The 21,973-nt window shown below is 63.6% G+C and carries 21 protein-coding genes; 8 read left to right on the top strand and 13 right to left on the bottom strand.

The window, feature by feature from the left end:
- Nucleotides 1-81: 81 nt before the first annotated feature.
- From JQ624_RS27550 to thrS, 4 genes are all read right to left on the bottom strand, one after another.
- Nucleotides 82-645 (bottom strand): nitroreductase, encoded by a 564-nt coding sequence (locus tag JQ624_RS27550; protein ID WP_212422049.1) that lies wholly within the window; start codon nucleotides 643-645, stop codon nucleotides 82-84.
- Between the two features lie 99 nt (nucleotides 646-744).
- Nucleotides 745-1,125: a hypothetical protein gene (locus JQ624_RS27545; protein WP_212422048.1), complete on the bottom strand. Its 381-nt coding sequence runs from the start codon at nucleotides 1,123-1,125 to the stop codon at nucleotides 745-747.
- 20 nt (nucleotides 1,126-1,145) lie between these two features.
- A complete protein-coding gene (locus tag JQ624_RS27540) occupies nucleotides 1,146-2,780 on the bottom strand; it encodes a YadA-like family protein (protein WP_212422047.1) in 1,635 nt (544 codons plus the stop codon).
- Between the two features lie 470 nt (nucleotides 2,781-3,250).
- Nucleotides 3,251-5,296: a threonine--tRNA ligase gene (gene thrS, locus JQ624_RS27535; RefSeq protein WP_212422046.1), complete on the bottom strand. Its 2,046-nt coding sequence runs from the start codon at nucleotides 5,294-5,296 to the stop codon at nucleotides 3,251-3,253.
- 156 nt (nucleotides 5,297-5,452) lie between these two features.
- Between thrS and JQ624_RS27530 the strand changes: the two genes are divergently transcribed.
- Nucleotides 5,453-5,716 carry a hypothetical protein gene (locus JQ624_RS27530; protein ID WP_212422045.1) on the top strand — a complete coding sequence of 88 codons (264 nt, stop codon included), beginning with the start codon at nucleotides 5,453-5,455 and terminating at the stop codon, nucleotides 5,714-5,716.
- A gap of 11 nt (nucleotides 5,717-5,727) precedes the next feature.
- Here JQ624_RS27530 and JQ624_RS27525 read toward each other — a convergent pair whose 3' ends face one another.
- Both JQ624_RS27525 and JQ624_RS27520 read right to left on the bottom strand, forming a co-directional pair.
- Nucleotides 5,728-6,054, bottom strand: coding sequence for a GrlR family regulatory protein (locus JQ624_RS27525; RefSeq protein WP_212422044.1), 327 nt, complete (start codon nucleotides 6,052-6,054; stop codon nucleotides 5,728-5,730).
- A gap of 158 nt (nucleotides 6,055-6,212) precedes the next feature.
- Nucleotides 6,213-7,520, bottom strand: a complete 1,308-nt coding sequence (locus JQ624_RS27520) for an alpha/beta hydrolase (RefSeq protein WP_212422043.1) — start codon at nucleotides 7,518-7,520, stop codon at nucleotides 6,213-6,215.
- A gap of 292 nt (nucleotides 7,521-7,812) precedes the next feature.
- Here JQ624_RS27520 and JQ624_RS27515 point away from each other — a divergent pair, with 292 nt between their 5' ends.
- Nucleotides 7,813-9,186 (top strand): APC family permease, encoded by a 1,374-nt coding sequence (locus JQ624_RS27515; protein ID WP_212422042.1) that lies wholly within the window; start codon nucleotides 7,813-7,815, stop codon nucleotides 9,184-9,186.
- A gap of 2 nt (nucleotides 9,187-9,188) precedes the next feature.
- On the top strand, nucleotides 9,189-10,409 hold the full coding sequence (locus JQ624_RS27510; RefSeq protein WP_212422041.1) for a hypothetical protein: 1,221 nt from the start codon (nucleotides 9,189-9,191) through the stop codon (nucleotides 10,407-10,409).
- Nucleotides 10,410-10,437: 28 nt separating this feature from the next.
- On the opposite strand, the gene yidD is transcribed toward JQ624_RS27510, so the two are convergent.
- On the bottom strand, nucleotides 10,438-10,791 hold the full coding sequence (gene yidD, locus JQ624_RS27505) for a membrane protein insertion efficiency factor YidD (protein ID WP_249130127.1): 354 nt from the start codon (nucleotides 10,789-10,791) through the stop codon (nucleotides 10,438-10,440).
- A gap of 236 nt (nucleotides 10,792-11,027) precedes the next feature.
- On the opposite strand from yidD, the gene JQ624_RS27500 reads away from it, so the two are divergent.
- Entirely contained in the window at nucleotides 11,028-11,948 is a 921-nt protein-coding gene (locus JQ624_RS27500) for a hypothetical protein (protein WP_212422040.1), read from the top strand.
- 139 nt (nucleotides 11,949-12,087) lie between these two features.
- Here JQ624_RS27500 and JQ624_RS27495 read toward each other — a convergent pair whose 3' ends face one another.
- Nucleotides 12,088-12,537, bottom strand: a complete 450-nt coding sequence (locus JQ624_RS27495) for an iron-sulfur cluster assembly scaffold protein (protein WP_212422039.1) — start codon at nucleotides 12,535-12,537, stop codon at nucleotides 12,088-12,090.
- A 231-nt stretch (nucleotides 12,538-12,768) separates the two neighbouring features.
- Here JQ624_RS27495 and folE point away from each other — a divergent pair, with 231 nt between their 5' ends.
- From folE to JQ624_RS27475, 4 genes are all read left to right on the top strand, one after another.
- Complete coding sequence (gene folE, locus JQ624_RS27490) at nucleotides 12,769-13,491, top strand: GTP cyclohydrolase I FolE (RefSeq protein WP_212422038.1); 723 nt, start codon at nucleotides 12,769-12,771, stop codon at nucleotides 13,489-13,491.
- A 68-nt stretch (nucleotides 13,492-13,559) separates the two neighbouring features.
- Nucleotides 13,560-14,009: a phosphoribosyl-AMP cyclohydrolase gene (gene hisI / locus JQ624_RS27485; protein WP_212422037.1), complete on the top strand. Its 450-nt coding sequence runs from the start codon at nucleotides 13,560-13,562 to the stop codon at nucleotides 14,007-14,009.
- 150 nt (nucleotides 14,010-14,159) lie between these two features.
- On the top strand, nucleotides 14,160-15,197 hold the full coding sequence (locus tag JQ624_RS27480) for a transglycosylase SLT domain-containing protein (protein WP_212422036.1): 1,038 nt from the start codon (nucleotides 14,160-14,162) through the stop codon (nucleotides 15,195-15,197).
- Between the two features lie 279 nt (nucleotides 15,198-15,476).
- Complete coding sequence (locus JQ624_RS27475) at nucleotides 15,477-16,652, top strand: DUF2336 domain-containing protein (RefSeq protein WP_212422035.1); 1,176 nt, start codon at nucleotides 15,477-15,479, stop codon at nucleotides 16,650-16,652.
- Nucleotides 16,653-16,822: 170 nt separating this feature from the next.
- Here the strand turns inward: JQ624_RS27475 and JQ624_RS27470 are convergent, their stop codons facing one another.
- The 5 genes from JQ624_RS27470 to JQ624_RS27450 all read right to left on the bottom strand — a co-directional run bounded on the left by JQ624_RS27470 (nucleotide 16,823) and on the right by JQ624_RS27450 (nucleotide 21,883).
- Nucleotides 16,823-17,401, bottom strand: a complete 579-nt coding sequence (locus tag JQ624_RS27470; protein ID WP_212422034.1) for an Hpt domain-containing protein — start codon at nucleotides 17,399-17,401, stop codon at nucleotides 16,823-16,825.
- A 21-nt stretch (nucleotides 17,402-17,422) separates the two neighbouring features.
- Entirely contained in the window at nucleotides 17,423-17,968 is a 546-nt protein-coding gene (locus tag JQ624_RS27465) for a response regulator (protein ID WP_025590237.1), read from the bottom strand.
- Between the two features lie 144 nt (nucleotides 17,969-18,112).
- Entirely contained in the window at nucleotides 18,113-18,892 is a 780-nt protein-coding gene (locus JQ624_RS27460; protein WP_212422033.1) for an NAD kinase, read from the bottom strand.
- A 140-nt stretch (nucleotides 18,893-19,032) separates the two neighbouring features.
- Nucleotides 19,033-21,162, bottom strand: coding sequence for an adenylate/guanylate cyclase domain-containing protein (locus JQ624_RS27455; protein WP_249130122.1), 2,130 nt, complete (start codon nucleotides 21,160-21,162; stop codon nucleotides 19,033-19,035).
- Between the two features lie 49 nt (nucleotides 21,163-21,211).
- Complete coding sequence (locus JQ624_RS27450) at nucleotides 21,212-21,883, bottom strand: hypothetical protein (protein WP_212422031.1); 672 nt, start codon at nucleotides 21,881-21,883, stop codon at nucleotides 21,212-21,214.
- Nucleotides 21,884-21,973: the final 90 nt, after the last annotated feature.

Raw genomic sequence — 21,973 nt, 5'->3', positions numbered from 1 at the left:
GAATTGGGCTCGGCTCGCACCGTCGTCACGGCTCAACCCAATCGCATCCTGCTCCAGGGCATCCATCCTCTCTTGCGGTATCTAGAACCGCGTCACGATATCGGACAGATTCGGGCGCGGGCGGTCTTCGGCCGGTTTCGACGGCGTGCCGATATGGATGAAGCCGGCGAGTTTTTCGTCCGCCTTCAAGCCAAGCCCGTCGAGCACGTTGCGGTCGAACGCGAACCAGCCGGTGAGCCAGTTGGCGCCGTAGCCGAGCGCGGAGGCTGCGGTGACGATGTTCATCGCGCTGGCGCCGGCGGACAATTCCTGCTCCCATGCCGGTACCTTCGGATGCGGCCGGGTAAAACTCACCACGGCGATCACCAGCGGCGCGTCCATCAGCCTGCGCTTCTCCATCTCGATATCGGCGGCAGGCGCTGACGGGTTCTTTTTCGCAAACACTTGCGCAATGACGTCGCCGGCCCGCGCCCGCGCGTCGCCCTCGAACACGATGAAGCGCCACGGCGTCAGCTTGCCGTGGTCCGGCACCCGCGCGCCGATGGTCAGGATGGTGTCGAGTTCGTCGGCCGTGGGGCCGGGGCCGCTCATCTCGCGGGGCTTGACCGAGCGGCGGATCTTCAGGAGTTCAATGGCGTCGGGCACTACGGTCTCTTTCGTCGGACTGGATGGAAGAATTGCCTATCACGGAGATAGGGCGGCAACGAAGTCGCCAAAAGCCCGTTTAGACCGATTGTGAGGACGTCAGGGCTTGCGGCCAGGCGCTGCGGCGGGCGTGCCCGGCACGCAATTGATGCTGCCGATGGCGTTGGGACCGTACTGGACGAAGCCGGTTGCTGTCACCGGTGAGTGCGGCGCCGAGATCGGCAGATAGAGGTAACAGATGGTCCCGTCGACGGGATCGCGCAGCCGCTGGATTACGGTGTCCTGCAATGGACCTGCGAACTGACGCTCGATCTGCATGCGCGGCAGTTTGCTCCATTCGGCCGAGGGTTGGATCTGTTGCGGCGCAGCCTGGCTTGGCTGTTGCTGCGCGAGAGCGGTGAGGGGGCAGGCGACGGCTATCATGGCTGTCAACGCGGCAACGGGAAGGTGGAGCACGAAAGTGCGATTGGAGCAGGACATGGGTCGGGCTTCTAGCCTACTCAGAATTCGACCGCCATACCGGCGCGACCGATATGTTCGTTGCCGCCGCCATTGGCATAGCTGCCATAGACCACGGTCGGAATTGCGAAGTTCAACCGGTGCGACACGCCGACACCGACTCCGGTTTCGCCGCGATAATATCCGGTGTTGACGGCAACGGTGGTTTTGCCGGCGGACGAAGGCATCAGCACCGGTGCGACCGCGACCGCGGCAACGATGCCGCGCCGGGCTTCGCGCTGGTTGTCGATGACCTGGTTTTGCAGGCCGGCATATTGCGATTGCATGCCGGCAACGGTTGACTGCAACTGGCCCACATTGACCGCGTCGGTCGCATTGACGCCGGCGGCGACATTGGTGAGCCGCCGCTCGTTGCCGGCTGAACCGAACGATACCGTGTTGGCAACCGTAGTGGTCGAACCGGAGCCGATCGCGACCGAATTCGCAGCGGTCGCGGACGCATTGGTGCCCAGCGCCGCGGAGTTGGCGCCCGTTGCGACCGCGCCATCACCGAACGCAGCGCCCCCGTTCGACGCGGTTGCGCCCGCGCCGACGCCGATCGAGCCGGTGGCAACGGCGCCGGTGCCGATCGCAATGGCATTGGTGCCGGTCGAGGACGCGTTGAAGCCGACGGCAATTGATCCCGACTGCGTCGCCTGCGAGTTCGTGCCGAACGCAAGCGAATTGGCGCCGCTGGCGCTTGCATTCGAGCCGATTGCGCTGGCGTCGATCCCTGTTGCGGAAGCGGTCGCGCCGCTGCTGTTGGTCTGGACATAGAGCGCCTGCGAATTCAGAGCGGCAAACGCTGCACCGATATTATTGTAGGTGCTGCCGAGAATGCTGTAACTCGGTGCGGTCAGTTGCCCGTTGAGATCAAGCCCGGCACCGGCGCCGAATGTCGCGGCGACGCGCTGGTTCGCGGTCATCAGCTGCCCGCCATTCACCGCATCAGTGCTGCCGATGCCGATCACGCCGCCGGCGACGTTGACGATGCGACGCTCGCTGCCGACCGCACCGACCGAAACCACGTTGGCGATATTGGCGACCGAATTGGCGCCGATCGCCACGGAATTGAGACCTGCTGTTGCGCCAATACCGAGCGCGACGGATGAGGATCCTACTGCCTGGGCGCCATGACCGATCGCCGTCGCGTTCGAGTTTGCGATCGCTGAAAAGCCCACGGCCGTACCGTTGCTGGCACGGGCGCCGTAGATGTTGGTGAGGTCGTTGATATTGTTATTGTCGCCGGTTCCGAGGGCAACGGACTGGGTACCAATGGCTTCCGATCCCGAGCCCAGCGAAGTTGACGATGTATTCGCGTAGGCGAATTGCCCGACCGCGGTTCCGTCATTGCCAATAACCTGTGCGGTGTCGCCGAGCGCGGTACTCCGTACTGGATCTGCCGGATTTCCGAGCGCACCGATAACGGTTGCGTTTGGACCGCAGGCGAAGGAATTTGCGCCGAGCGCCTGGGATGCGCCGCTTGATATGTTGCAGGTTGATTGCGCCAATGCCGGGTTTGCGGCAACCGTCACAGCAAGGACCACCAGCATCCGCGCGATCCAGCAAAGGACTACGTCCGCATCGGACACCCCGAACGGGCGGACCAATGCCGCGGTGTTTCCAACCAAAATCATCTAAAGCCTCCATCCAACGCCGGACGAGGATGGAAGGTCCTGTTACAGAAACTGCACTTTCTTTCTTCAGCCCCGCCAAACCGGCCGATTTTTCTTTTGTCTTGAGCAGCTTGAAGTCGGCGCCGAGCAGACGGTGCAGCATGCCTCTGGCAGGTTCCAGTCTACGGGGGGATGGTTCCCGTGGCTGTTACCAAGCGGCAACATCTGGTTCCGATTCGCGGAACTCGGGCGGGTTGGGCGGGTAAGTATTTAGAATATCTCGGCAATCCAGCAACGTGCCTCCTTTGGGCGCCACCTACCGCAACCGCGCGATCATTCCTCGGCAGCCGCAACCGCCTGCATGAGTGCTCAATCGCCGGCGCGAGTTGACGCTCAAGACGAGAGCTGACGCTCAATATGATTGGGCGATTGCGGTAAGGACTCGGCTTTCCCGCCGAGTCCTTCATCAAGGTCAGGCAGCACAAGGCTGCCTAAGTCTCCAGGCGCGCCCGCTTGACGTCCGGCGGCGTCGCTTCCTCGACGAGCGCGGCCAGCGCCTCGTCGGTCGGCATCACCTTTTGCCCCTCGCTGCCGAGCCGGCGGATCGAGACCGAATGGGTTTCGGCTTCCTTCTTGCCGACGACGAGCAGGGCGGGGATTTTCGCCAGCGAGTGCTCGCGGACCTTGTAGTTGATCTTCTCGTTGCGCAGGTCGATTTCGACGCGCAGGCCGGCACGGCGCGCCGCGGCCGCGACCACCTTGGCGTATTCGTCGCCCTCGGAGGTGATCGTCGTCACCACGGCCTGGATCGGCGCCAGCCAGAGCGGGAAGTTGCCGGCGAAGTGCTCGATCAGGATGCCGATGAAGCGCTCCATCGAGCCGCAGATCGCGCGGTGCACCATGACCGGCGCCTTCTTCGAGCCGTCGGCGTCAATGTAGAACGCGCCAAAACGTTCCGGCAGGTTGAAGTCGACCTGCGTGGTGCCGCATTGCCAGTCGCGTCCGATGGCGTCGCGCAGGACATATTCGAACTTGGGTCCGTAGAACGCGCCTTCGCCGGGGTTGATCGCGGTCTTGATGCGGTTGCTCCCGCTGGCCTGAATTTCCGCCAGCACGGTCGCCATCACGCGCTCGGCATGGTCCCACATCTCGTCGGTGCCGACGCGCTTCTCCGGCCGGGTCGAGAGTTTGACCGTGAGCTCGCCGTCGAAGCCGAAATCGGCGTAGGTCGACAGGATCAATTCGTTGATCTTGAGACACTCGTCGGCAAGCTGGGCCTCCGTGCAGAACACATGCGCGTCGTCTTGCGTAAAACCGCGCACGCGCATCAGGCCGTGCATGGCGCCCGACGGTTCGTAGCGATGCACCACACCGAATTCGGCAAGACGCAAGGGCAGGTCGCGGTAGCTCTTCAGACCGTGCTTGAAGATCTGCACATGGCCGGGGCAGTTCATCGGTTTGAGCGCAAACCAGCGCTTGTCCTCGGCCTCGTCGCCGGCGGATTGGGCCGCGAACATGTTCTCGCGGTACCAGTCCCAGTGGCCCGAGGTTTCCCACAATACCTTGTCGAGGATCTGCGGCGCGTTGACCTCGCTGTAGTCGCCCGTCAGGCGGCGGCGCATATAGGCGATCAGCGCCTGGAACACCGTCCAGCCCTTCGGGTGCCAGAACACCACGCCGGGGCCTTCTTCCTGGAAGTGGAACAGGTCGAGCTCGCGGCCGAGCTTGCGGTGATCGCGCTTCTCGGCTTCCTCGATCTGCTTGAGGTAAGCGTCGAGCTCTTCCTGTTTCGCAAACGCCGTACCGTAGATCCGCGTCAGCATCGGGTTGCTGGAGTCGCCGCGCCAATAGGCGCCCGCCACCTTCATCAGCTTGAAGGCGTTGCCGACCTTGCCAGTCGAAGACATATGTGGGCCGCGGCAGAGGTCGAACCAGTCGCCCTGGAAATAAATCTTGATCGGCTCGTCGCCGGGAATGGTGTCGACCAACTCGACCTTGAAGGCCTCGCCCTTGTCGCGGAACACCTGTTTTGTCTTTTCGCGGTCCCACACCTGCTTGGTGAAGGGCTTGTCGCGCGCGATGATCTCGCGCATCCGCTTTTCGATCGCGGCAAAGTCTTCCGGCGTGAACGGCTCGTTGCGGAAGAAGTCGTAATAGAAGCCGTTCTCGATCACCGGGCCGATGGTGACCTGCGTGCCCGGCCACAGCGACTGCACCGCTTCCGCCAGCACATGCGCGCAGTCATGCCGGATCAGTTCCAGCGCGCGCGCGTCGTCGCGGTTGATGAGCTCGATCTTCACGTCATGCGAAATCGGATCGTTGAGGTCGGCGACCACGCCGTCGAGCGCCATCGCCACCGTGCGCTTGGCGAGCGAGGGCGAGATGCCCTTGGCGATGTCGAGGCCGGTGATGTCCCTGGGGTATTCGCGTTTGGCGCCGTCCGGGAAGGTGAGGGTAATCTTTTCCAGGGGCTCGGCGGGTTTCAAATTGGCAAGGCCGAACTGGAATCCGGATGCAGGCGTATTCTGGTCAGGCATAGTCGTCTCCTAAAGCTCACTCCTGCGAACGAGCGCAGGTAAGCGGGAAGCAGCGGTATAGCAGGGGATTCGGCTCCTGCAATCGGGCAATATCGAGAAATCCAGGTCAAATCCTGCTTACAATCAACTCGCGTCTGCTGGACCAGATTGTAATCGATGCCCTGGCACCGATCCGATATTCCTTTGCAATTCTCGCGCTATCTGCCGGACGATGCTCACTTCGTTGAGCGCTATGATGTCAGGTTGGAGGACCTTCATGCCATCGACGACAAGGGGACTACGTTCATCCCACCGCTTGTGATCCTGCTCAAGATTGAGCGCTACTACGCGAAAGCGCATTGCCATCCGTTCTCCCATGTCGGAGCCCTGTGCGATCTTCTTCCAAAGCGGCAAGCACATTTCTGGCTGCATGTGCGCTAATCCAGTCGAGCCTAGTCCGAGATTCGCGTCAGCGTGGCCTTGAAGCTGACGCCCGGCAGTTGCAGCGCGGTGCCTTCAAAGTCGACCATGTCGCCATTGTCCGCGCCCTTCAGCGTGAGCGTGATCATGTCGGTGCCGAACAGCGGTCTGAATGCAGGATCGGGGTTGTGGCGTTGCGTCGTGACCTTGACGTGAATGCCGGCGTCTCTCGCGGCATAATTGCCAATGAATGCGAAGGCGGAGTTGCCACCGCGAAGTTTGCCGTTGATGGCGTAAATCACCCCGGTGCCGGTGCCATGAACCGTGTGAAATTCGACCTTGTACAAGCCTTCCTGCAAAATTCGTCCCCAGAAGTTGTATTAAAAACAACTGCATCCTAGGGAAGAGAAACGAATCGAACAAATGCTGCGTGGCACAAGTCACACGTCATCACCATCAGAATTCGACTTGAGGGGCGATGATGGCTGGCACGCCGCGATGCGCGGCGAAGAGGCGGTTACCGGCTGGCGTAGGGTGCGCTGGCGACCCGGGTCAACGCGGGCGTTGCCGCCATCTTGACCAGCACGTCCTTGACCGGATGCTCGGTCCAGGCCTGCGTGACGTAATCGCGATGGGTCACGCCGTCCGGTGTCTGCACGAACACGACGCTGCCGGGCCGTAGCGGTCCGTCCATGCTCTCGGTGACGGTGATGCCCCTGTCGCGGAGCATCTGCATCAGTTCCTCGTCGTGCCGCTTGGTGTAGCGGGTATACGAAGAGACGAAGAAGCCGGTCCGGTTTTTCTCGATCCAGGAGGCGAATTTGTCGAGTTCGCCATAGACGGCGTCGAGCAGGAACACGCCGCGGACCCGGCTGGGGAGGCCGCCGACCTCAAGGCTCCAGGCGGTCGGCAGGAAGCCGCCGCTATAGCCGACGATCACGATCGGCAGGTTCGCGAACGCCTGCGCCGACTTCGGATCGCCGTAGAGGCGGGCGAGGTGGCTGGCCGATTCATCGATGAAGCGCTTGAAACCGCCCGGCTGCCAGAACTTGCCGGCCGAGGAATCGGCGGCGTTCACCGCGAGCTGGGGCGCGAGCAGCACGGCGTTGACGCCGGAATCCGAGATCTGTTGCGGCACCAGTTGCCGGTCGCGGACGTCGCGCTCCAGCGTCGCGCCGTTGCCGTGGAAGAACACCACGATCACGCCCGGCTTCCTGACATCGAACGTGTCTGGGACATGCACCAGCACGCGGCTGTCGTTGTAGGTCTCGTCCTGCCAATAGACCCGGCCGCCATAGCTGCGGTGGCCTTTGCGGTCGCCCTTGGCGATGTTGAGGAACGGCTCTTCGGAGCGTGGATTGGTGCCGGAATAGGGGAAGGCCGAGGACTTCATGCTGACCAGCGTGGTCAGTTCTTCGCGCTCGGTGCGGGGTAGCGTCAGCGTCGGCGTGAGCGACGCGACCCTCACGGGCTCGGTACGCACGGCGCGCGGCTGCGGCGCGAGCGCGACCTGGCGCTGGATCTGCGGCAGGCTTTCATGGGCGGTCGGGAAACGGTCGGCGAATTGCGGTGTGGGGAAGCGGTCTTCGAACGTATCGGCCGAGGCTTGCGACTTGGTGCGGGATTTTGCGCCTTCCGTGTTCGCCGCCAGCATGCCTGCGTCCGGCGCCTTGCCACACTGAACCAGGACAAAGGATAGCGGCACGACCAGCGCAGCCATCGCCACCCAATGCCATCGCAGCGGCAGGGCGCGGCGCAGCATGGCCGGGGACGTCGCCCGGCTGGCGCGATCAACTGTCTGGAATTTCGGAATTGCTCCGACCATCCACCCCAATGTCCCAAGATCCACCGTCAACCGGCGTAAGCTCGCACGCTAGGCGACGTTAAGCGTCCGGAAAACTCCCCACATCCGGAAGCCCTGAGAGGACCACGCAATCGTGTCGCGATTGTGGGACCGTCACGATGTTTTCGCAATCCAGTAGTGGCCCGGGGACGATGACGGTACCATAGAACCTATTTTGTGTTTCAATTTAAACCATTGTTAACATTGCTTGAATTGAGGGGCGTCAGCCTGCACGATGCGGCTCCTGGCTGCGGCACTGAAGGTACGGTCCGAGATGGCGGCATCAGAAACGGGAAGCCCAGCGTGGCCCGGCTCGCTCTCCAGCGGACGCTCCACCGTTTCGGTCCTGGTGGCGGTTGCCATCGTCGTTGCCGACATGGTCGGCGTCGGCGTCTTCACCAGCCTCGGCTTTCAGGTCAAGGACATCCCGTCCGGCTTTTCGATCCTGCTGCTGTGGACGATAGGCGGCATCGTCGCGTTGTGCGGGGTGTTTTCCTACGGTGAACTTGGCGCGATGTTTCCGCGCTCGAGCGGCGAGTACAACTTCCTCGGCCGGGCCTATCACCCGGCCTTCGGTTTTGTGGCAGGCTGGGTGTCGGCAACCGTCGGCTTCGCCGCACCGGTCGCGCTGGCCGCCATGGCATTCGGCGAGTACGGCAAGTCGGTCGTGCCCAATGCGCCGCCGCTGGCGCTCGCGATCGGCGTGGTCTGGCTGGTGTCGCTGGTGCAACTCACCGGCGTGCGGCACTCCTCGACCTTTCAACTGATCGCGACCGTTCTGAAAGTATTGCTGATCGTAGCCTTCCTGGTCAGCGGATTTGTGATCGGCACGGCGCAGCCGGTATCCTTCGCACCATCGGCCTCCGACTTCACCCATATCGTCAGCGCGCCCTTCGCGATCAGTCTCGTGTTCGTGATGTATTCGTTCTCGGGATGGAACGCGGCGACCTACATCATCGGCGAGGTGAGGTTGCCCGAGCGCAACGTGCCGCGGGCGATGCTGATCGGAACGCTGATCGTGCTCGTATTGTATGTGGCGCTCAACGCGGTGTTCCTGCATACCGCGCCGATCGACAAGCTCGCCGGCCAGCTTGACGTCGCCCGGATTTCTGGCAGCTACATCTTCGGCGAATTCGGCGGCCGCATCGTCGGCGCGATGATCTGCATCGGGCTGATCTCGTCGATCAGCGCGATGATGTGGATCGGGCCGCGCGTCATGATGACGATGGGCGAGGACATTCCGGTGCTGCGGCCGTTCGCCCGCAGGTCGACCGGCGGCGCGCCGCCTTACGCCATTCTGTTCCAGCTCACGGTCGCGAGCCTGATGCTGTTTACGCGCAGCTTCGAGGCGGTGCTCGACTTCATCCAGTTCGCGCTGCTGTTCTGCTCGTTCTTCACCGTGCTCGGCGTGATCAAGCTGCGCATCACGCATCCCGATCTGCCGCGGCCCTACCGCGCCTGGGGATACCCCGTGACCCCTGTGGTTTTCCTGCTCGTGACCGGGTTCATGATGTACTACCTTTTGACCGAACGGCCATTGCAGTCGCTGCTGGGTCTCTTGATCATGCTTTCAGGTCTCCTGATTTACGCCGTCTTCCGCAAGCGGGCGGATCAAGCCCCCGCGGCCGTATCCTCGGGTCGTGAATGAACATGCTGCATTCCGTTCGAATGGCGACGCTTGCGGCTGTGATGCTGTTGGCGGCGGCGCTTCCTGTTCGTGCCCAAACTGCATCCGCTGACGATACCGCGAAATTTCTGGCGGGCATGATGCCTCCTGCGGATTCGCCGCTCGCGCCGCTCACCAAGGAACCGGCCTGGCAACGCCACGCCAAATTCTTCGACACCGCGTTTGGGCAACTCGAGCAGCGCCAGTTGTCGCGGATCCGCGCCTGGGCGGATACCAATCTGGCGGCGCCCAAGCCGACCATGTTCTACATGTTCTCAGGCCCGGACTTTCTCTATGCGAACGCCTTCTATTCCAAGGCGTCGACCTACGTGCTGAGTGCGCTCGAGCCGGTTGGCTCGGTGCCCGACCTCTCGCGATTGCCACGCGGCGGCATTGCGTCGGCGCTCTACAATGTCGAGCGCTCGCTCGGTTCGATCCTGAGCTTCAGCTTCTTCATCACCAAGCAGATGAAGACCGATCTGCAAGCCGGCCAGATCAGCGGCACCTTGCCGATCCTCTACGTGTTCCTGGCGCGCTCGGGCATGACCGTGAACAGCGTCAGTCCGATCTCGCTGGACGACCAGGGCGCGGCGTATCTCGCAGGCGAGAATGCCGGACCGAATGCCGTGCGCGGCGTGCGCATCATCTTCGCCGGCAGCGACGGTCAGGAAAAGACGCTGTATTACTTCTCGACCGATCTTTCCAACTCCGGCGTGAAGGCGAGCGGCTTCCTGAAATTCTGCGCGACGCTCGCGCCCGGCAACAGCCTGATCAAGAGCGCCTCCTATCTGCTGCATTCCGGCAACTTCACCACGGTGCGCAACTTCCTGCTCGCCAACAGCGCCACCATCATCCAGGACGATTCCGGAATCCCGCTTGCCTATTACAGCACGAAGAAATGGCGCTTCTTCCCGTTCGGCCGTTATTTGGGACCGATCGATGAATTCCCGGGACGCTATCAGGATTCGTATGCCGCACTGTTCCGGCGCGCGCAGCCGATCGATTTCGGCATCGGCTATCGCTGGCGCACGCCTGAATCGAATTTGCTGCTGTCGGTGAGATTGCCCGACGACGGCTCGGCCGGCACCGATGCGACATCGTCGACCGAACCACCACCACCGCCGCCGCCGCCGCGTCTGCGCAGGCCGCGACCGCCGGCAGATATCGGACCGCAGCCGCGAGGCGGATTTTTCTTCTGGCGTTGAGTGGTGGAACTCAGGCTAAGCGCCGCATTCACGAACCGTTGACGCCGCGCCAGCGTCCGTAGCGCCACGGCAGATACCACCGCGCACCGGGAGGGGTCGTGAGCGGCACGTTGTCGATGCCGGATGTGCCGAAGGGCTGGCAGCGCAGGATCCGCGCCAGCGTCATCCATCCGCCGCCCCACAGGCCGAAACGTTCGATCGCTTCGTCGCCATACACCGAGCATGTCGGAAGATGCCGGCAGTTGTAGCCGACCAGCGGCGACAGCGTGTGCCGGTAGATCCAGATCAGCGCGCGTCCTGCGTTGCGCGGCAGACGACGGGCCGTGCTGGCACAATCTGTGCATTGTTTTTGACGGGATGATGAATGATCTGCGGGTGCCATGCTGAACGATGTACGTAGTTTTGCGGATGTTCCCAAGCAAGGAACTCAATGCGTGCAGATATTTACGCCACACTTCGTAATTATCGCACCGCAAAGCGGCGTAGCAAGCGAAGGTATTATGGACGATACAGGTCAGCACGGTTACCGTTTTGATACGGATCGATGACAGAATCATTTTGCGCTAAACCGGAGCCACTGCCGCTCATCGTAGACGGGGCTTGGGGGAAGGAACCAAATTGAGGTTTGTGAGGTCGCTGAAACTTCGCGGCTGGGCGCTCCTCGGCGCCACCGCCTTTTGTCTCGCATTGCCTGGCGCGGTCACGACGCTGGGCAACTCGGCATACGCCGGCGGCACCCTCGAAGAACGCAAGCAGCCGATGCATTTCAAATGGAATGCGTGCCAGCCCGATTGCAGGGGCTGGGTTTCGGCGGTCGGCATCGTCACATCGGATAGTCCGCGGGAGTTCGAGGAATTCGCCAGGGATCGCCAGCTCACCGGCGCGACCATCGTGCTGGATTCCAGCGGCGGCTCGGTCAACGATTCCATCGCACTTGGCCGCAAGTTCCGCGGTCTCGGTGCGCTGACTACGGTCGGCGCCACCGTGCGCACGCAAACCCCGCACGGCGAACGCGCGAGCGTGACGCCGGAAGCCTATTGCGAGTCGATGTGCGTGTTCCTGCTGCTGTCGGGCAAGACCCGATACGTGCCGCCGGTCGCGCATGTCCGCGTGCACCAGATCTGGATGGGCGATCGCGCCGACGACGCCAAGGCCGCAAGCTATACCGCGCAGGACCTGATGATCGTGGAGCGCGACATCGGGCGGCTCGCGAAATTTGCCTTCGACATGGGCGGCACCGGCGATCTGCTCTCCCTCGCGCTCAGCGTGCCGCCGTGGGAAGATCTGCACGAGATGTCGCGCGGTGAATTGCGCCTGACCAATCTCGTCACGACCGATGCGGTCGCCGATGTGTTCCTGCAGGACAATGCTTCGATGCCGATGGCGGAAGCGAAGCCTGCCAAGCCGCAGGACCGCTTCGTTAGTTCCGCCGTCGAGGGCGACGCGCAGCCGCAGGCGGGCAAGTCCACCAAGACCGCCGAAGCCGCGGTTCCGACCGGCAGCTCTGCTACCGCACCGGCTCAGCCGCAGCAGAAGTAGGCTCTATCCGCACCGACGGTGCCATCATCCGCGAAAGCGGATGATCCAATGCCATGGCGTAGGTGATAAATCGAGATTTTCCGGCGTACTGGATACCCCGCCTGCGCGGGGTACGACGGCGGTATGCTGGGCTCGTTGCTTAAGCCGACGCCGTCTGCTTCGCCCGGGCTTCGATCTGGCCGATGGCATCGACCACGGCGTCGAAGGTCAGCATGGTCGAGGCGTGGCGGGCCTTGTAGTCGCGCACCGGTTCGAGCAGGGCGATGTCGGCCCATTTGCCTTGCGGGGGGCTGCCGTTTTCCTTCAGCATCTTGCGCACGGTTTCTCGCAGTTCACGTAACTCGCCAGCCGTCGAGCCGACCACATGGCTTGCCATGATCGAGGAGGAGGCTTGTCCCAGCGCACAGGCCTTCACGTCATGGGCGAAGTCGGTGACCACAGGCCCGTCCATCTTGAGGTCGACCTTGACGGTCGAGCCGCACAGCTTGGAGTGGGCGGTAGCGCTGGCGTGGGGGTCGGGGAGGCGGCCGAGGCGGGGGATATTGCCCGCCAGTTCGATGATCCGCTTGTTGTAGATGTCGTTCAGCATGTGAATCGGTGTCCCGGGCGGCGGTCCGAGCGCCCTTGGCGGCTGGGTTTCATCGTCCTATATATGGACGGGAACGGCGGAAAAACAGCCCGGCCGTTTGCCGAAGGCGGGCGGACATGGAAACCAGTTCGGCCGCTAGCGTTTTGTGGATGGGACTCAGGCGCCCGGCGGCATACCGCCCCGTCTGCCCGGTGACACTCCGGTCTTTCGGACCGGTCGAACGGAGAAGACATGGACGCATTGATCAAATCCCTCCGCCCAGGCAAGGCTCCTGACTTAAAGCCTTCCGAAGTCAAATCGCCCGATGTGGCCCCGGAAACCCGCCCGGCCGAGCTCGACCCGGCCGAGTTCCTGGCCGCCGCCGTTCGCGCCGACCTGCCGCGCCCCTCGCGCGCGGAGGCCGAACAGGCCGTGCTGACACTGCTCAGCTATATCGGCGAGAACCCCGGCCGCGAAGGCCTGCTGGATACGCCGCGCCGGGTGGTCGAAGCCTTTGACGAACTCTATCAGGGTTACCACCAGTGCCCGGCCGAGGTGCTGGACCGCACCTTTGGCGAAACCGCGGGCTATGACGATTTCGTCCTGGTCCGCGACATCGAATTCACTTCGCAATGCGAGCACCACATGATGCCGTTCTACGGCAGGGCGCATATCGCCTATACGCCGGTGGAGCGGGTGGTGGGATTGTCGAAGCTGGCGCGGCTCACCGATATCTTCGCCCGCCGCCTTCAGACCCAGGAGCACCTGACCGCCCAGATCGCGGCCGCGATCGATGAGGTCCTGAAGCCCCGCGGCGTTGCCGTACTGATCGAGGCGGAGCATACCTGCATGTCGGTGCGCGGCGTCGCCAAGCATGGTGCGATGACGTTCACCAGCCGGTTCACCGGCATGTTCCGCGACAATCCGGCGGAGCAGCAGCGTTTCCTGTCCCTGGTGCGAGGACCGAGCCGGTAACCTCGCTTGCATCTTTGATTGACGCGTTTTCTTCACGCGAACCGGCGTCCACTTCGCTCGAAAACGCTATGGATCCGCGAGGCCTTTCCGTGTCCACTTCAAAACATGACCATGACCGCGAAGAAGGGCTGGATTTCCAGCCCAAATTCGACGCGTCCGGGCTAGTGACCTGTGTGGCGACCGATGCCGCGACCGGCGATGTGCTGATGGTCGCGCACATGAATGACGTGGCGCTGCGCAAGACGATCGCGAGCGGCGAGGCGTGGTACTTCAGCCGTTCGCGCAATGCGCTGTGGCGAAAAGGTGAGACGTCAGGTCAGACCCAGCGCGTGGTCGAGATGCGCCTGGATTGCGATCAGGATGCGGTCTGGATCAGGGTAGAGCAGACCGGCGCCGCCTGTCACACCGGCCGGCGGTCGTGCTTCTACCGCAAGGTCGATGCTGCCGATGGCAGCGCGCGATTGTCGTTCGTCGATGCGGACCGCCTGTTCGATCCGGCCGCAGTCTACAAGAAGTAATTCATCCCGCGGCGAAGGCGCGTCTTTCGGATGATCGCACCCTTAACCCCTCATTAACCATGATTGCGGCAGTCTTGGCCGCGTATAGGCGCTGATTGCCAGCGCCTGGAGGGCCCGCGCGAGGTTTCGCGAGGAGCAGGCACCAGAGACATGGCGGTCGACACAACAAGCGCCACGGCTGCGGCAGGTGTCGATCCCGCACGCGCGAAGATCGCGGGCTCGATCAAGCAGGCTGCCTCGACCACCGGCGCCAGCTTCGAATATCTGCTCGCCACCGCGAAGATGGAATCCAATTTCAACCCGAAGGCCGCCGCCACCACCTCGTCGGCGCGCGGGCTGTTTCAATTCATCGACCAGACCTGGCTCGGCACCGTGAAGGAAGCGGGCGCCCATCTCGGCTACGGCAAATATGCCGACGCCATCACCAAGAATCCTTCCGGTAGCTATTCGGTCAGCGATCCCGACGCACGCGCGGCGATCATGAAACTGCGCGACGATCCGGAGGCAGCCTCGTCGATGGCGGCGGTGCTGACCCAGTCCAACAGTTTCAAACTGACCGGCAAGATCGGCCGCCGCCCGACCGACGCCGAACTCTATATGGCGCATTTCATGGGCGTCGGCGGCGCCGGCAAGCTGATCCAGAACGCCGAGGACAATCCGAACGCGTCCGCCGCACGGATGTTTCCGAACGCGGCGGCTGCCAACCAGTCGATCTTCTACGACCGCTCGGGGCAGGCACGCAGCGTCTCGCAGGTCTATTCGGTGCTGAGCACGCGCTACGCGGCAGCCGCCAACTCGCCGGTGACGCGCACCGCGATGGCGGCTGCCGGCGGCGATCTGCCGAGGCGCGTCACGGTCGCGAGCAATGCGGCGACGGCGATCGACAACGCCGCCTATCTCTCGAGCTTCCCGAATCAGCGCGCGGTGACGCCGGTGGCGGCAACGTCGCAGACTGCCGATGCGTCATCCGAGCCGATCTTCCGCTCGCTGTTCCAGGCCGGCGAACGCACGCAGCCGATTTCGCCTGCGGTGCAGGAATTGTGGGGCAGTAGTTCATCGCTGACCTCGGTTGCGCCAGCAACCACAGTTGCTTCAGCGAGCACCATATTGTTGGGACATAAGCCCGAGGTTCGCGCACCCGGCCGGCTCGATCTCTTCAGCGACCGCAGCGGCACGTTCAGCAGCTGACATGCAGCGGCGTGTTCGCTCGCTGACCTCATGGTGAGGAGCCGCGAAGCGGCGTCTCGAACCATGCGGTCCGAGTAGTGCGTGGCCATCCTTCGAGACGCCGCGCAATGCGCGGCTCCTCAGGATGAGGACAGTGCCTGTGGCGGGTTACCTCGCACCCTTAACAAAACGTCAATAAAACCAGCCGTTTATGGTGAACCCTTTGTTAAGCGTCATGGTTTATTTTTTCTAATAGTGGCACCGCGTCACGGTGTCGTCTCAGGTTGCGTAGCCAGGACCATGATCGTTCGGCAGTTCATCAGGTGGATTCGTACCGCTCCGGCAGGCGAGCGGGCAGAGGCGACGCGGGCTTTGGCGCGCGCCTGGTTGATTTCAGATCTCAGCGAGGACGATCGCATCGCCGCCGAAGGCGCGCTGCTGATGCTGCTCGACGATCCGTCGCCGCTGGTCCGGCAGGCCATGGCGGAAGTATTTTCGCGCAGCCCGGATGCGCCGGCTGCGATCGTGCAGGCGCTTGCGCTCGATCAGCCCTCGATCGCGCTTCCCGTGCTTGAACATTCACCACTTCTGATCGACGCCGATCTCGTCGACATCGTCGCGACCGGCAACAGCGACATGCAGTGCGCCATCGCCCGCCGCATCAATTTGCCGCCCTCGGTCTCCGCCGCGATTGCCGAAGTCGGCTCGGCCGCGTCAGCGCTCGAACTGATCGAGAACGCCTACGCCGAACTGGCGCCGTTTTCCTGGGACCGCATCGTCGAACGTCACGGCCATCTTGCCGCGATCCGGGAAGCGATGCTGGTGCTGGAAGGCCTTCCCGCCGCCACCCGCGCGGCGCTGGTCGCCAAACTCTCCGACACCCTGGCGCAGTTCGTTGTCGCCCGTAATTGGCTGAGCGCCGACCGGGCAGGGCGGCTTGCGAGCGAAGCACGCGAGCGCTCGACCATCAATATCGCGGCGCGTTCGCGCGGCGAGGACATGCAGGGCCTGGTGCGGCACCTGCGCGCCACCGGGCAACTGACCGCAGGCCTGATCCTGCGCGCGCTGTTGTCGGGCAATCTCGAACTGTTCGATTCCGCGCTCGCCGAACTGGCCGATCTGCCGCTGGCCCGCGTGACGGCGCTGCTGCACGACCGCGGCGGCGCCAGCCTGCAGGCGCTTCTGATCCGCGCGGGCCTTCCCGAATCGACCTTCGCGGCGTTTCGTGTGGCGCTCGAGGTCAGCCAGGAAACCGGTTATGTCGATACGATCGGCGGAGCGGCGCGGCTGCGCCGCCGCATGGTCGAGCGCGTGCTGACCCATTGCGAGACCGACCGCAAGGCCGCCGAGCCGCTGTTGATCCTGCTCCGTCGCTTCGCAACCGAGTCCGCCCGCGAGGAAGCCCGCATGTTCTGCGAGGAACTGGTCGCCGACGAAGCGTACGTTCCGCCCGTGCGCGATCTGATCGCGGCGTAGCCGATCCTGCGACAACACATTCGGTGTCGTCCCTGCGAACGCAGGGACCCATAACCACAGCCGTTTGTGGTTACGCGAAAATCATCGACCAGCGCTCTTTTAATCGAGAGGCCGCGGCGTATGGGTCCCTGCGTTCGCAGGGACGACAATGTGAGAGAGCGGCGACTCTCTCACTCCGCCGGAACGATGCTCGGCGCCAGGATCGCTTCGAGATGTTCGGGGCGGTCGCGGTTGGCCTTGAGCAGGAATTCGTCCGCGACCCCGCGGAGCTGCGTGCTGAGCGCGCTGGCCATCACGGCGGTATCGAGCTTGGTGCGCTCGCGCACGATCGCCTGAATGGCGTTGATGTGGTGGGTGATCAGCTCCGCCGGGACCAGGTCGAGGTCGGGCGCGTGTTCGATGATGCGGCAGAGGCTTTCGGCGGCGGCACCCGCGGACGGGAAGCCGAACGTGGCGGCGTCGCCCTTGATGTCATGGGCGGCGCGAAACAGCTCTTCGCGGTTGTCGATGGTGAAGCCGCTGCGGAGAATGGCCGCGTGCGCCGCCGAGAGCCGGTCGGCCTCGATCGCCATCCAGTTCTTGAATTCGCCGGACAGTCCGGCGAGCGCCTTTTCCGCGCGCCCGACGGGATCGTCGAGGTCGGATTCGGGAACGCGCAGCAATACCTTGCGGAGCGGATTGGGCTGCGTGATCACGTGGTGATCGCCAAACGACTTGACCTGTATCGTCCCGGGCTTCTGTTTCGTCATGATGGTCTCTCCAGGCCGGCGCTAGACGGCCGAACGCGCCTTGTCGAGCAGCGACGGCTGTTGCATGACTTCCACCTCGCCGCCAACGCGGCGCTCGGGGCCGATATAGGCGTTGTTGGTATTGCGCCGGCGGTCGGGGCCGAAATAGGTCTTGGTCTTGATGAAGGGACGCGGGTTGGCGACGACGTTGAGAATACGCTGGTAGAGTCCCTTGGCCGAGATCGGCTTCGCCAGAAACTCGGTGACGCCGGCATCGCGTGCGACCGTCACGCGGCGTTTCTCCGAATGCCCGGTCAGCATGATGATCGGCGCGTAGGGATTGCCCTTCGATTCCGGCTGCCGGATCATCTGCGCCAGTTCGAGACCGTCGAAGATCGGCATCGACCAGTCGGTGATGACGATATCGGGCACGTAGTGGCTGTACATTTCCAGCGCAGTAGCGCCGTCCTCGGCCTCATAGGCCTCGCGCGCGCCGAACGAATGCAGCAGCGTCCGCAGGATGCGGCGCATATGCGGATTGTCGTCGCAAATCAGAAATCGCAGCTTGTTGAAGTCGATGCGATACATGGTCCGGCCCGGCCAAGCAAAACGGTATACTGGTGTTAACCATATCGCAGCGCTCGTTAAGGAATGGTTGCGAATCCGGCCTTTCGGGCTCGCGCGGCGCCATTTTCCGGATAGGGAATCCGGCTCAAGGCCAGCCCGGGGGCGTCAGTATCCGAACTGCTCGCGCAGGATGCGTTCCTCGAGGCTGTGACCGGGGTCGAACAGCATCCGCATCGAGATCGTCTTATCGGACAGCACCTCGACGCGGCGGACATCGCGCACGTCGTCATGATCGGCGGCGGCCGCGACCGGGCGCTTTTCGCCCTCGAGCACCTCGATCACCACGAAAGCGGAGTTGGGGAGCAGGGCGCCGCGCCAGCGGCGCGGGCGGAACGCACTGATCGGGGTCAGCGCCAACAGCGCGGCGTTGATCGGCAGGATCGGTCCCTGCGCCGACAGGTTGTAGGCGGTCGAGCCGGCGGGCGTCGCCACCAGGATGCCGTCGGCGATCAATTCCGGCATGCGCTCGTGCTCGTCGATCAGGATGCGCAGATGTGCGGCCTGGTTGGTCTGGCGAAACAGCGCGACCTCGTTGATGGCGTGATGCAGATGCACCGTGCCATGCACGTCGGTCGCGCGCATCAGGAGCGGATTGATCAGGGATTCCCGCGCCGCCGCCAGCCTCGTATGCAAATCGTGCGTGGTGAACTCGTTCATCAGGAAGCCGACGGTGCCGCGATGCATGCCGTAGATCGGCTTGCCGGAGCGCATGTGCTCGTGCAGCGTCTGCAGCATCAATCCGTCGCCGCCGAGCGCCACCACGACATCGGCGTCGTCGGCATCGTGATTGCCGTAGAGCTTGACGAGCTGCGCCAGCGCGGCCTGCGCCTCGGTGCTTGCGCTCGCGACAAAGGCAATCCGGTCGTATCGCTTGGGGGTGGCCATCGGACGACGAACTCACGGGTAGCGGCAGGATTGGGTGGCGCCGGATTGCGCCGCGCTCGTCTATACGCCTTGGCGGGGCTTGTCGAGATGGCCGGGCGGCTCTTTCGCGCCGGTAACCTAAACCGCTGGTCATCGAAACGTCATTTTTCCTGCAAGGTCCGGATCGGGTCCCAATCCTCGCCCGGCGGGTTTTGGGCCAATTCCCGGGCCCGCGCGGCAAACAACGCCGCCGGCCGGTCGATGTCGGCCGAACGGCCGAAATACTGCGCGGCGCGCTCGAATTCGCGGGCCCGCCACTGCGCAAGCCCGTCGGCGTAGTTGGCAATCAATGTCGCTTGCGAGGAGGTCAGCCCGGCCGACAGCGCCAGCAATTCGTAGATTTTCAACGCCTGGGTTCGCCCCTTGACCCTGATGGCGTCGAGCTCGCGCCAGGCGAAGGCCCCGCCGGTAAGGGCTACGGTGGTCTCGGAAGCGATGACGGTGGTGCCGTAGAATTTGTTGGCGCCCTCCAGCCGCGATGCCAGGTTCACGGCGTCGCTCATCACGGAGTAGTTGAAGCGCCGCCGCGATCCAAAATTGCCGACCAGCGCCTCACCGGAATTGATGCCGATCCGCTGCGCCAGCTTGCATTCCTGGAAGAGGGCGGAAGAAGCGTTGAGCTCCGCCAGTTGCGTGCAGCAGTCCAGCGCGGCGCGCGCCGCATTGGCGGCATGATCGGGATCGTCGGCCGGCGCGCCGAAGACCGCCACGATGGAGTCGCCGATGTATTTGTCGACATATCCGCCGTGACGCTCGATGACGTCGGTCATCGCGGACAGATATTCGTTCATCAGCTCCATCAGGTTGTCGGGCGACATCTTTTCCGCGATCAGCGAAAATCCTTCGATGTCGGAGAAGAACACCGTCACGTTGCGGGTTTCGCCGCCGAGTTCCGGCAATTTGTTCGACGACAGCATGCGGTTGATGACGTGCGGGGCGAGGTAGAGCGCAAAGCTCTTCTGCAGCAGCCGGCGGTCCTTGTCGGCGACCACGAAGCGGAAGCCGATCGTGGCGGCGAGCGCGAAAAGGCTCGCCAGGAACGGCTCGGCGATCGGCAGCGCCAGCGCGTGGTTGAAGGCGACCGTGGCGCCGGCGATGCTGGCCACGATCACCGCCATCCAGGCCAGGGCTGCGCTGAGCGGCCGCAACCGCCATGCGGCGACTGCAGCCAGCGCCGCAAACAGGGTAGAGATCAGGAAGCGCGGCAGCGGGCCGGGCTCGATCACGGCATTGCGCAAGATCAGGTTGTTGACTGCGGTAGCATGGATATAGACGCCCGCGATCGTGCTGATCCTGAAGCCAGCCGTGACCGGCGTGCTCTCGGCTGCGCAGCGCGGTGCGCGCGCGCCTTCGATACCGGTCGCAAGTCGCTTGGAGGTCTGTCGGCGGTCCTCGATATCGAGAACGCTGCCGAAAATGACGACCTTTCCGGCGAACCAGCGCCGAAAGTAATCCTTGTCGTTCTTGACGGCGCACGCGCGCAGATCGGCAAATGAGAAGGTCGGAATGTCGTCGGCGCCGCCCTCGAAGTTCAGCGTCATCGTGTTCGGTACCCGGCCGGGGACGCGGTAGCCGGCAAGCGTCAGCCGGCCGCGTTCATCGAACTCGGGTGCCGCACCCTGCGCCCGCGAGGCCAGCTCGACCGCCATCGAGGGCACCTTCGCCCCGTTGACGGTGAAGCTCAGCGGCAGGCGCCGCACGATATCGTCGCTGTCGACATGAACGTTGAGCGGGCGGATGTTCTGCTGCTGGCGTACCGCGACGCGCTGTCCCGGCGATGGCCTGACCGGCTGGTTGCCGCCCAGGGTTTCTCCGAGCACCACCTTGCCGTTCGCCGCCGCACCGGCGAGCGCACGAAGGAAGTCGCGGTCGAATCCGCGGACTTTCTCACCGAGCATGCCCTCGCCGAACGGAATCTCCGACTGCTCGATCGATGTCTGGATCACGATGTCGAAGCCGGCTACCTTGGCGCCGCCTTCGAGTGTCGCTGACAGCACGCGGCCGATTTCGCCGGTCCAGGTCAGCATCGGCGCGCCCTTGAACGGGGCGGTGCGCAGGCTTTCCTCGTCGATCGCGACGACGACCGCGGGCGAGGCGGCCGGATCCTGGCTGCGGCCGAACAGCTCCCAGCGCAGTGCAGTGAGGATATCGAGGGAGAGCCCGCGGATCGGTCTGGCCGCCGGAGAAACCGAAGCCGCCGCGCAGACCAGCGCGATGGCGGCAACCACCATCCTGTTGCGCGTGCTGCGCCTGATTCTCAAGCGGGATGGCCCGTCACGCCTATTCCATCCGCAGCAACCGGCCGACGATCGGCGTCGCGCCGGGTTTGGCCTGCGCATCGACCCGGAACACGATCTGCGATGATTTGAACGTTGCGGCGTAGAGGCCGCCGGGGACCAGGGCTACGTTCTCGCTGGCGAAATCGAGGAAGCGTCCCTTGAGCTGGGTGCCGCCAAGACTGATCTCCTGACGTTCGCCCGGCACGTCGAGGCGCCGAATGATCAGCTTGCCGCGTCCTTTCGCTTCCACCAGCGGCGAGGCGCCGTAAAGGGTGAGCTGCGGCTGGGGCAAGGAAGCCGATTTGCTGCTGTCGACGCTGCGCAGCACGGTGGCGGCGACGCCGCTGGTCTCGCGTGTGGTCGCGTTGGCCTGGTTGGGATCGCAATTCGTCTTCTCGGCCTTGACCTCGGCGAGGTGAACGGCGCTCTCCTCGGTGCCGACGACCACGGTGCCTGTACCGCTGATCGTCTCGCGCCGGCATGACTTCAGGTAGCTGAGAATGACGGACCCGCCGTCGCCGATCTTGATGACCGCTTTGGGCGTCACATAGTCCATGAATTCTGCGCCGGTGACCTTGCCCTGAACGTCTTCGACCACCGCGACCGGCGAATCTGCGACCGCCGGAGAAGCCAGCGCCAGCAGGCCGAGACAGAGAGCAATCGTACGTTTCATTTTTAGGACCCCATTGAAAGCGCAAGATCGTTAGTCGCGCCAGCGCCAAAATGGTTTCATGGATGGATCAAAAATACTCGAAAGATACTT

The organism is Bradyrhizobium sp. AUGA SZCCT0283 (assembly GCF_018130385.1).
Taxonomy (GTDB): domain Bacteria; phylum Pseudomonadota; class Alphaproteobacteria; order Rhizobiales; family Xanthobacteraceae; genus Bradyrhizobium.
The sequence above is the reverse complement of the archived record's forward strand: the minus strand, read 5'-3'. Positions and strand labels throughout refer to the sequence as shown.